This is a genomic window from Bradyrhizobium sp. Arg816 (genome assembly GCF_029989365.1).
Classification (GTDB): Bacteria; Pseudomonadota; Alphaproteobacteria; order Rhizobiales; family Xanthobacteraceae; genus Bradyrhizobium.
In genome coordinates this window covers 1-10,659 of the sequence record NZ_JAPRAQ010000055.1, presented here as the reverse complement: position 1 = coordinate 10,659, position 10,659 = coordinate 1, and the positions used below count along the sequence as shown (strand labels likewise).

The following is a 10,659-nucleotide window of genomic DNA, read 5'->3' as shown; positions in this document are numbered from 1 at the left end:
TCCGCAGCGATTCCGGATTGCAGCTGAAATCGAAGATGTTGAACATCGCGGTCGGAACGATGCCCCAGATCGGCTCTGCCTGCGTCGCCTCGTGGGCCGCAAGCGATGCAACTATCCTGACAGAGTAGTGGCCTGCTTTAAGGTCTGCCCACTCAATTCATTATGCACAGTGACCGCGTCACCTACGGCGATAGAGATTAACATGACTAGCCAAAGCCCCGCTCTTACGATTGTTCTCAACCATCCTGCAGCCGAGACGTATGCGCGGCTCATACGAGAGCGCTTCCCGCAAGTTCGCGCGATCGTAGCACCGGACCGCGGCCAGCTCGAACAGCACATTGGGGAAGCGGACGCTCTGCTAGCCTTTCACTTCCCGGTTGAGTTCTTTGAGCAGGCCAAGAAACTGCCACCTCCTGTTCTGCGCGGCCTCGGCTTAACGGCAATCCGCACCCGCAGTGCCAAGGTCTGGGATGACTTGCGCGCCATTCGGCTTCAGTCGCTCCAGTTCACTCTGGACCAAAGGGGCAAGGTGCCGTGCCATTGAATGCTACATCGCGTCAATCGGCAAACAGGCGACTCTGGCGCAACTCGGCGGATTTATGACTTGGGAGGCTGGATCCTACTCAATTGGATCCGGTCCGGATTTGCCGATCGGAAACGGCTTTCACTAGTGTGCACTGCTCTCCCTCGATCAAAGATGTGACGCAGAAGGATGGATTCGACTTTTACAAAGGGCGGCGTTCAGTACGCGTCGCTGAAGCCATACAGCCGTTCTACGGTGGCGGTCGTGGGCATTGGAAGATATCTCGAGATTAGCTTGGGGGCGCCCCCCCCCCGCCTACCGGGAAGAACCGGATAAGCAAAGCAAGTCAATTTGAACGCAGCGGGACATCAGCCATGCTCTGCTGGGCTGCATCTTGGTGCGTGCTTTCGGTCAATCGCTCCAGACTCTTAAAAAGCCGTCCAGCACCGTGGCGCGCCTGCCGAAGCTCAAGGAGCCGCAGCCGTCCGAATGGACACAGCTGCGGGAAAACCAGATCCTCTTCACTTATCTCCATTTAGCTCCGGATCCGGAGCAGGCTAAGGGCCTCATCAAATCTGGCTCCACTGCAATTGCCTATGAAACGGTGACTGACGCGCACGGTGGGCTCCCGTTGCTTGCCCCGATGAGCGAGGTTGCGGGAAGACTTGCGATCGAGGCAGCCGGTGCGGCGCTGAAGCGGTCCGCTGGTGGTCGGGGACTGCTGATTTGTGGCGTGCCGGGGGTGCAACTCGCTCGCATCGTGGTGATCGGAGGTGGCGTCGTCGGCACTCCGCGCTGCACGGATGGCAGTGGGGCCTGGGCGCTGAGCTCACCATCCTCGACCGTTCGATTCCACGGCTTCGCGAGCTGGATGAGCTGTTCGAAGGGCCGGTTCGTACCAGGTACTCGACGATGTCGAAGAGAAGGTCTTTGCGGCGGACGTCGTTATTGGCGCCGTTCTCGTTCCCGGCGCGAGTGCGCCAAAACTTGTCAGCCGTGGCACGTTGAGCTCGATGCGCAAGGCTCGGTGATGGTGAACGTCGCTATCGATCAGGGCGGATGTTTTGAGACATCGCGGGCGACGACGCACGCTGAACCAACCTACGAGGTGGACGGCGTTATTCACTACTGCGTCCCAAATATGCCGGGAGCCGTCCCGCTCACCTCAAGCCAGGCACTCAACAACGCCACGCTTCCTTTGGTTTGGCACTCGCCAATAAGGGATTTGCAGCCGTGCTTGAAAATCCCCACCTGCGCGCAGGCCTGAATGTTTATCGGGGCCGGCTAACCTATAAGGCCGCCGCCGAGAGTCTCGGCCTTCCCTTCTCACCGATCGAACAGGCTGCGGCCTGATCCCAGAGGCTCCCTAGGGGGCGTTTCCTCCACGACTTGAAGGGCCACTCCCTCGGCGTGGCCCTTTTTTAGCTCGTTCCGAGACTCGCTCAACCCGACAGTCATCCGGATTCGATTGGCCGGAGGTCGCGAAAGCAGTCTCTCAGTGCGCGTCGGCCGCTCATTGCGGCAGGCTTCTGCTGCGACGGCTCACCTAGGACAGCCAAATTGCCCGACATCACACGATGAATACGCAGTATCTGACGTCTGCGTCAAAAAAGATTTCGCAAGGCATTGCGGCTGAGCGCCGCCTGCGATCACCCGGGGCCTACGCTTGGGCTGCGGTCGGGGACCTCTTCCTTCCAGCGGACCGATCCAAATGGCCGCTCAAGCATGCGGCGGACGCGCACGGGATCGGGGCCGGTATGGAAGGCCGTTGCTTGACGATCTAGGGCGCGCTCCGTTTGTGTCCAGCGGTTGCGCTGGCGCAAGTAATCGAGCCATGTCGGGCAGTGATACCGCTCCGTCCAAAGTTCCGGATCAGCGATATCGCGCGCAATGGACCAACCGTACGCTCCGTTGCGTTGACGATACAATTGTACGTCCTGCATCAGATTGTGGAAGGCGCGCGCATTTCCCGGCGCGACGCGATATTCGATCTCCACGACCAGTGGCCCGCTGCGATAAGTGAGCGCCAGCCGTACCTCAGGATCGGCCAGCGGCTCGGCGTCCGTGCCGCGCGGGGTGATGGGTGGCATCTTCAGCCAAAGCCCGATCAGTGGAGACGATATCATCAGCGCGGCAGAAACCAGTAGCGCGATCTCGACACCAGCGACATCAGTGAGACGACCCCATCCCCAGCTGCCGATCGCAAGACCGCCGGAGAATGCGGTTTGCCAAGCTGCAAGCGAGCGGCCCGCGACCCAGCGAGGTGCGGAGAGCTGGATCCCAATGTTGAACAACGTCCACGTGATGGTCCATACGGCGCCCGCCAGTACCAGCGCAGCGGCCGTCAGCACCGGTTCACGGCTGAGCGCGACAGCAGCGATGGTCCAGCCGAGGGTGATGGTGCAAGCACGCACCGCGGCCTCGCTACTTATCCGTCTGCGCACTTCGCCAATAAAAAGCGCCCCAATTACCGAGCCCAATCCGAGGGCGCCGAGCATGAGGCCATAAGTTTGCGGTCCGCCGCCCAACAAATCGCGGGCAACCAGCGGCATCAGCGCTGACATCGAGCCGCCGATCACGCCCGTCACCATGCTGCGGATCAGTACGATCTTGATTGATGGCGAGTTCATGATGTAGCGCACGCCAGAGATGACGGCGCGCCTCAACTGCTCGCGTGGTAGCCGCGACGGCTCAGCCACGCGCTTCCAGAAAAACAGCGCCACCATCAGCGGCAAATATAGAACCGAGTTGAGTGCAAATGCTGCAAGGGCACCTGCAGTTGCAACCACAATTCCGCCGATCGCGGGCCCGAAGCTGCGAGCAATGTTGTAGCTGATGCCGTTGAGTGCCACCGCCGCGGGAAGTGTTTCAGCCGGCACCTGTTCGCCAACCGAGGATTGCCAAGCCGGGCTCATCAACGCCATGCCACTTCCGACTGCAAAACAAAGAAGTAGCAACAAGTCTGGTGTGGTGAGGCCGAACCAGTCGAGTGCCGTGAGAGAGGTTGCGCCGCAAAAGGCGATCGAGAGTGCAACCAGCGCGACGACGCGGCGATCATACATGTCGGCAATTGCGCCGGCAGGTATGGCGATCAACATCGCTGGCAGCATCAGCGCCGTCTGTACCAGCGCAACCTTGTCTGCCGATGACGACATCTCTGTCATAGACCAAGCTGCACCAACGCCCTGGATCAGGATGCCGAGATTAGACAATATGCTCGCAAGCCAGATTCGCCGGAACGTGGGATAACGTAGCGGCGTGGTGATGCCATCGACGCTGAAGGTCTCAGGCTTGGATTGCTCAGTCATATCGCTCCTGCATGCCAGCGATCTCGTCTTCTTCCGCTGGATCTGTGATGGTTCGGGAGAATTCGGCGTTGCTGTCCGAATGGATGGTGTTTCCAAGCCAATTTAATCCGCGCAGTGCAACTGCGCACTGTTATGGTTTTCCCGACGTCTCGAGGTGTGTCTGACATTTCCGGCTTGTCACGGTCTCATGAGAATCGGTTCGTGTTGGTGGATGTCCCGGTACCACCTTGAAAAATATCAATCGCAAACTCGGCGGTCAGTTGACCGGCAACAATGTCGTCGCACGCAGCAGCAATTGCATTGGATTTGCTGGGTGAGAGATCGCCAAGTCTAACATTTGCTAAAGCGGCCGCTTCGTTGACAATGGCGCGCGCGCCAACGAGCTGGGAAAAATGACTTATCGGAATTCGCGAGATGGGAAAGTTTCTGGTCGCCCGCGCTGTCTGAGCGCCAGCCTCGCTTGAGACATCGACTTCTCCCAAGCTATCGAGTTCGCGACGCGTTTTGCCCATGCTCGCTTTCTTTACGTATAGGTGCGGCACGTCGGGTACGAATTCAAAACCATTTGTGAAGATACGACGGTGTGATCGCCTCAATGGGGTTCGCGGGTGACAGTTCGCAATACGGAATGCGCGCAACATCGCGAGTTCTAATCGTATCTAAAGACCAATCCGCGACTCTGACAACGCAGAGCATAATCGCGCGGGAATGCGGGTTTAGACCGTTCTAGCTAAGTGAACGATGAAAAAGAGCGCGAACATGCAAAATCTTGTAGAGGGACTCCATCGTGTGTCTTTTACTCTTCGTCCGGCATCTCTACTGGAATCGCAAAGCCGGCCTTTACGCGATCCATTACGACCATTGTTTTGAACCCTTTGATATCTGAGTTCTCATAAAAGAACCGGCGAGTGAATTGCTCATAATCTTCCATGGTGCGTGCGGTAAGGTACAACACGAAATCCGCGTCGCCGGTGACGTAAAATCCATTCACCACTTCGGCCGACGCTTTGATCGCCTTTTTGAACCTGTCGATGATGTCGGAGCGCTCGCGCTCCAGCGTCACTAGCACGAGCATTTGAATGGGTCTTCCGACTGCCTTCGCTGAGACGATCGACACGTCGGCTTCGATGATGCCTTCCGAGCGAAGTCTCTTCAACCGTCGCTGACAGGCGGTAGCAGAGAGGCCTGCCATTTCGCCGATTACCTCGGAAGTCAGGCGGTTGTTCTTTTGTACAATCTCAAGAATGCGGGCGTCTGTTCGGTCGTATTGCATAAGTGGGCTCCGAGTGGATTCAATCGCAAATTAGCACCGTTATGCAGAAAACCCTACGAGCACGGGCGAAATGCGACGCAAATCTGTTGATGACATTAGTATCCTGAATGCTTGGTGCATATCAACAAACGACCGCGCGGGACTCCCCAAAATGGACCTTCGAACTGCCCGAAGCAAAACTTCGGATTCCGTCGGTATCGCTGCGAGGTGCCTCCAGGGCCTGCGCCGTCGCGATTTTGTTGCCGGGGCCGCGCTGATCGATGGTCGTTGGATCGCGGGCGACGAAAGAGATGCCGTGGTCGATCCCGCTACCGGGGAGCAGATCGCAGATGTTGCCCGTTGCACTGCCGCAGAGATGGCGGTTGCGATCACGGCGGCTGAACGGTCTTTCGCTGGTTGGCGCGGGCTGTTGCCGGCGCGGCGGGGGACAATCCTTAGGGCGTGGGCATCATTGATGCTCGAGCATTCGGAAGAGTTGGCTGTCCTGGTGACGAGTGAGCAGGGCAAGCCGCTCGCCGAGGCGCGCTATGAGATCGCTTACGGGGCGGCATTTCTTGAGTGGTTTGCCGCAGAGGGTGAGCGTGCATATGGAGAGACAATCCCTAGTCATAAGCCTGGCAGTCTATTGCAGGTCCGAATGCAGCCAATCGGTGTCGCGGCGGCGATCACTCCCTGGAACTTTCCTGTCGCTATGATCACACGAAAGGCGGGAGCAGCGCTTGCTGCTGGCTGTCCGATGATCGTAAAGCCGGCCCCCGAGACGCCGCTCTCTGCGCTTGCGGTTGCTAGATTGGCCGAGGAGGCTGGTGTCCCGCCCGGCGTGCTTCAAGTCCTTGTTGGTGATCCCGTCGAGCTCTCAGGGCCGTTGTTGCGGGATAAAAGAATTCGCGCTCTTTCGTTTACTGGGTCTACTCAAGTTGGCCGTTTGCTTTTTGAGGGGGCGGCTCAGACGGTCAAGAAGGTGTCGCTCGAACTGGGCGGCCATGCTCCTTTTGTCGTCTTCGATGACGTCGACCTTGATAAGGCCATCAAGGGCGTCGTGGCCGCGAAGTTTGCCACGTCGGGCCAGGACTGTCTGGCAGCTAACCGCATCTACGTACAAAGGGGCATCTACAGTGCCTTCGTCGAGGCGCTTGCTGAGGCGATCGCTAACCTCAGGGTTGGTCACGGCCTAGAGCCCACAACAGATATTGGGCCAATGACGAAACTGTCCGTGGCCAACAAGTGCAGAATGCAAATCGATGACGCGGTGAGCAAGGGGGCTCGGCTTATCTCTGGCAAAAAGGACCAGAACCTCGGCCCGAGCTTCGTTGTTCCGACGCTGCTCAGCGACGTGACTGAAGACATGCTCATCGCACATGAAGAAACATTTGGGCCGGTAGCTGCCGTGCTGCCCTTCGACTCGGAAGAAGAAGTCGTCGCTCGCGCGAATTCGAGCGAAATGGGGTTGGCTGGGTACGTCTACACGGACAGTCTGCGCCGGGCGCTTCGGCTTTCAGAGCAGATCGAGTGTGGCATGCTCGGCATCAATACGGCGTCTTTCACAGGCCCACCTATTCCGTTCGGCGGTTGGAAGCAATCCGGACTCGGCCGCGAAGGCTCGCGGCATGGTTTAGCGGAATACATGGAGTTGAAGTACGTCTGCTTCGGCGATTTGGAGGATTAGGAGAATAGGAATGACTGACATAACAACCATTGCTGAACGCGATCGCGCGACTGTTCTCCATCCCTTCACTCAACTCAAGGACTTTGCCACTGGTAAGATCGGCGATCCGACGATCGTAACTGGGGGGAAGGGCATCCGCATCGAGGACGCGCAGGGACACAGTTATATCGACGGCTTTGCCGGCCTTTATTGTGTGAACATTGGATATGGCCGGACTGAAGTGGCCGAGGCCATCGCGCGGCAGGCTTACAAGCTGGCATACTACCACACGTATGCCGCCCATACGACTGAGGAGCTAGCCACCCTGTCGGATCGCCTTGTACGAATGGCCCCGGGAAAGGCCAGCAAGGTGTTTTATGGGTTGTCCGGTTCAGACGCGAATGAAACCCAAGCTAAGCTTGTCTGGTATTATAACAATCTTCGCGGGCAGCCTAAGAAGAAGAAGATTATCTCGCGTGAGCGCGGCTACCATGGCTGCTCGGTAGTTTCCGGCTCCATGACCGGTATGTCATTCTACCATGACCACATGGACCTTCCCTTTCCGGGAATTTTGCACACCGGCACACCGCATCACTATTGGGGCGCTGAGCCGGGCGAGACCGAAGAGGCGTTTTCTCGTCGTCGTGCAGCCGAGCTTGAGCAGATGATCGTACGAGAGGGGCCGGAGACGATCGGAGCCTTCATTGCTGAGCCGGTGCTGGGTACGGGTGGTATTACACCGCCCCCCGCGGGCTATTGGAGCGAAATCCAGGCTGTTCTCAGGCGCTACGATGTTCTCTTGATCGCCGACGAGGTGATCTGTGGATTTGGTCGGACCGGCGCTGACTTTGGAAGCACGCTCTATGGAATTGAACCCGACCTGGTGACCGTCGCCAAAGGTCTCACGTCCGGCTACATGCCGCTCTCGGCAGCCATCGTTAGCGAGAAAGTATACTCCGTTATGGAAGAGGCGGCCGATCGTGTCGGGGCCTTCTCGCACGGGTATACCTATTCTGGCCACCCAATCGCAGCAGCCGCTGCCAACGCGGTCCTCGACATTTTCGAGAACGAAGGACTAACTGATCGCGCGAGGAAAGTTGGTTTGCACTTTGCTAAGCGGCTGAACGAACGTTTCGCGCAACTGGAAATCGTCGGTGAAGTCAGAGGGGTGGGCTTGCTCGGGGCCGTAGAGTTCGTCGCCGATCGTCAGACGAAGCGGCGGTTTGATCCGCAACTCAAGGTGGGGGCTCGAATCTCAAAGGCTGCCCGTGATCGTGGACTCATTGCACGGGCAATGCCGCATGGAGACATTCTAGGTTTTGCCCCACCTCTCGTCGTATCGGAATATGAGATTGACGAAATTGTCGAGCTAGCGTATCGCGCGACGAAGCAAGTTATGGATGAACTCGCGAAGGAGCGATCCAACGGTTGATGGAGGATCCTTAGTGGTCCGCTCCCGGATCGAGGCTAGCTCCGGAACGGGAAGTCCAGAAGGCAGGTCAGATGTCAGCCCTTCAAATAGCCCCATTTTAAACGGGGGCGCCTTCCACGTAGGGCTGTCCAGAGGCGACTGGAATGACTCGGAATCGCTACTGGACATTGGCAGACGCACCCGTACTCAGCGGTCAAAAGGCTGACGCGTTTGTCCTAAAGCAGGGGCCTGTCCCAAAAGCCGGTTTGGGGCAGGCGCTGACGAGGACGATCTATGTGTCCCTCGACCCCCATCAGTTGTACTACCTGCGGGAGCGCACCGCGCAGGCGGGCGCGCCGTGTCATGCGCGCACAGTCTCGCAGGTCGTAGAGAGCCAGATGGACGGCTTCGCCGTCGGCGACTTCGTGTTCAATACCAACGGGTGGAGCGAGTATGCCTTGATGGGTGAAGGGATCTGGCGACCGGACTATATGATTCCGCGTAAGCTCGATCCGTCACTGGGGCGCATTTCGCAGGCCGTCGGCGTGCTTGGGTCATTGGGCCTGACGGCTTATGCCGGCATGACTGTGATGGCTTCGCCCAAGCGGGGCGAGACGGTGGTCGTCTCGGTGGCTTCCGGCGGCGTCGGCCAGATTGCTGGCCGGCTTGCTAAGCAGCGAGGAGCGCGGGTGGTTGGGATCGCCGGTCGCGACGAAAAATGCCGGTTCGTGGCCGAGAAACTAGGGTTCGATGCGTGTGTCTCCCACCTTTCGCCGAGTTTGCCTGCAGACCTTGCCGCTGTCTGTCCAGACGGCGTTGATGTCTATTTCGAGAATGTCGGCGGCAAGGTATTCGAAGCGGTGATGCGGCTATTCAACAAGGGCGAGCGGATGACCATCTGTAGTCTTATCGCTCATTATAATGATGAGGACGGGGGCGCTTATCGACGTGCGGCGCTGATGAAGCTGGGCGATCCGATCTTTAAAGCTCGAAGCGTGACGGTGAAGAACCTCTCGGTAAGGGATTTTGTCGCGGACTACGAAAATGAGATGTTGGCCTATGTCGCGCCCCTAATCGCTGCCGGCAAGATGAAGTACCGCGAGGATATCCGCCAGGGCCTGACGACTATCCCAGCGGCTTTTGCCGAGATGCTGCGTGGCGACAATTTTGGCAAGATGCTGGTGCAGGTCAGCCCTGACCAGACGCTCGGACGACAGTTTGCAGCGCGACGGAGACGCTAGGCGCGTTTGTAGTTGCGGACGACACTGGCGGCGCGGTCTGTGAACGTTGTCATTTGCAGCTTCCGGCGGCTCGCGCGGCGTCTCTACAGGTAGATGAAGCTGCAAGAACGCCACCTCGGCCCAGGATCATCGATTTCATAATATACACAGAGCTGCACATCGCGATTGTGCGTCTTTTGGCGATATCGCGGCGAATTGGAAGCCCTGCAGCAAAACTGTAGACCACCGAAACCTGCGCCCGTAATCCGCGCGATACCGCGAAAGTCGGTGCGACTCAGCATGAAATACCAATAGCGCCTCAAGTAGCGACGCGTTTTTGAGTGGCTATCCGCTTTCCTTCTGCACGAGGGCCCGAAACTGCAAGCCATGGCGATCAGAGCCGTCGAAAGGGTACCGGAAAACCATGCTTGGAATTGGAAGCAAGCGCCATCGTTCGAAATCGTCAGCGTGAAGCCCGGATTTCAGGTTCAGGAAGAAAAGGGACAAAGCGCGTTCGGGACGCTGAGCGAGAAGAGTTTTCCGGTAAGTCGAAGATCATCTTCGGATTCGCCCGCCTGGCGAAGGATTTCGAGGACCGCGACGACGTGGTGCTGGGCGGCTCGACCGACAACGAGTTCTGCAAGCTCGCCTGGCGGCGCGATCACAAGGACCTCCACAAGCTGCCGAACTGGCAGTTCGCCGACACCAGGGGCTCGCTCGTTGACGGCCTCGGCGTGCGCTCACCGGACGGCGTCACCGATCGCTGCACCTTCATCGTCGACTGACCTGCCACTGCGCATTTCCTCCAGAAGGAGTTAGAGTCCGGCCCGAAGAAGGACGGACAGATGAAGCGAGCAAGGTTCACGGAAGAGCAGATTATCGCGGTATTAAAGGAGCATGAGGCTGGGGCGAAGACAGCCGACCTGGCTCGCAAGCACGGTGTTTCCGAGGCGACGATCTACAATTGGAAGGCCAGATTCGGCGGCATGGATGTTTCCGAGGCGAAGCGGTTGAGGGCCCTGGAGGAGGAGAACGGGAAGCTGAAGAAGCTTCTGGCCGAGCAGATGCTCGATGCAGCCGCACTTCGCGAGCTCCTTTCAAAAAATGTATGGTCCGCCCCGTCCGTGCAAGGGTTCGTAACAGCAAAAATGGCGCTTCCAGTTGCATAAATGTATCCGGCCTCTCGCGAGTGGACTGCTGTTGCAGCCAGGCCATGATGAGATCCGCGCACGCCGTTCCCAATAAATGGTTCGGGCACGAAGCCCGCTTTTTTGCACAG

7 protein-coding genes and 3 pseudogenes are annotated in these 10,659 nt (G+C 58.2%); 7 read left to right on the top strand and 3 right to left on the bottom strand.

Going from position 1 to position 10,659, the window contains the following annotated elements:
• The first annotated feature begins 202 nt into the window (after window positions 1–202).
• On the top strand, window positions 203–544 hold the full coding sequence (locus tag OWC48_RS45495) for a hypothetical protein (protein WP_282525854.1): 342 nt from the start codon (window positions 203–205) through the stop codon (window positions 542–544).
• Between the two features lie 442 nt (window positions 545–986).
• Window positions 987–1,876 (top strand): annotated as a pseudogene (locus OWC48_RS45490) (alanine dehydrogenase); the annotation flags it as partial.
• A 296-nt stretch (window positions 1,877–2,172) separates the two neighbouring features.
• Here OWC48_RS45490 and OWC48_RS45485 read toward each other — a convergent pair.
• The 3 genes from OWC48_RS45485 to OWC48_RS45475 form a co-directional block, all read right to left on the bottom strand.
• Window positions 2,173–3,831 carry an MFS transporter gene (locus tag OWC48_RS45485; RefSeq protein WP_282525853.1) on the bottom strand — a complete coding sequence of 553 codons (1,659 nt, stop codon included), beginning with the start codon at window positions 3,829–3,831 and terminating at the stop codon, window positions 2,173–2,175.
• Between the two features lie 185 nt (window positions 3,832–4,016).
• Complete coding sequence (locus OWC48_RS45480; protein WP_282525852.1) at window positions 4,017–4,343, bottom strand: lyase family protein; 327 nt, start codon at window positions 4,341–4,343, stop codon at window positions 4,017–4,019.
• 284 nt (window positions 4,344–4,627) lie between these two features.
• Window positions 4,628–5,104, bottom strand: a complete 477-nt coding sequence (locus OWC48_RS45475) for an Lrp/AsnC family transcriptional regulator (protein WP_282525851.1) — start codon at window positions 5,102–5,104, stop codon at window positions 4,628–4,630.
• A gap of 151 nt (window positions 5,105–5,255) precedes the next feature.
• Here OWC48_RS45475 and OWC48_RS45470 point away from each other — a divergent pair, with 151 nt between their 5' ends.
• The 5 genes and pseudogenes from OWC48_RS45470 to OWC48_RS45450 all read left to right on the top strand — a co-directional run.
• Window positions 5,256–6,770: an NAD-dependent succinate-semialdehyde dehydrogenase gene (locus OWC48_RS45470; protein ID WP_282525855.1), complete on the top strand. Its 1,515-nt coding sequence runs from the start codon at window positions 5,256–5,258 to the stop codon at window positions 6,768–6,770.
• Window positions 6,771–6,780: 10 nt separating this feature from the next.
• Window positions 6,781–8,181 (top strand): aminotransferase, encoded by a 1,401-nt coding sequence (locus OWC48_RS45465; protein ID WP_282525850.1) that lies wholly within the window; start codon window positions 6,781–6,783, stop codon window positions 8,179–8,181.
• 143 nt (window positions 8,182–8,324) lie between these two features.
• On the top strand, window positions 8,325–9,401 hold the full coding sequence (locus OWC48_RS45460; protein ID WP_282525849.1) for an NADP-dependent oxidoreductase: 1,077 nt from the start codon (window positions 8,325–8,327) through the stop codon (window positions 9,399–9,401).
• A 403-nt stretch (window positions 9,402–9,804) separates the two neighbouring features.
• Window positions 9,805–10,162: pseudogene (locus OWC48_RS45455) on the top strand (redoxin domain-containing protein); the annotation flags it as partial.
• 63 nt (window positions 10,163–10,225) lie between these two features.
• Window positions 10,226–10,489: pseudogene (locus tag OWC48_RS45450) on the top strand (transposase); the annotation flags it as partial.
• Window positions 10,490–10,659: the final 170 nt, after the last annotated feature.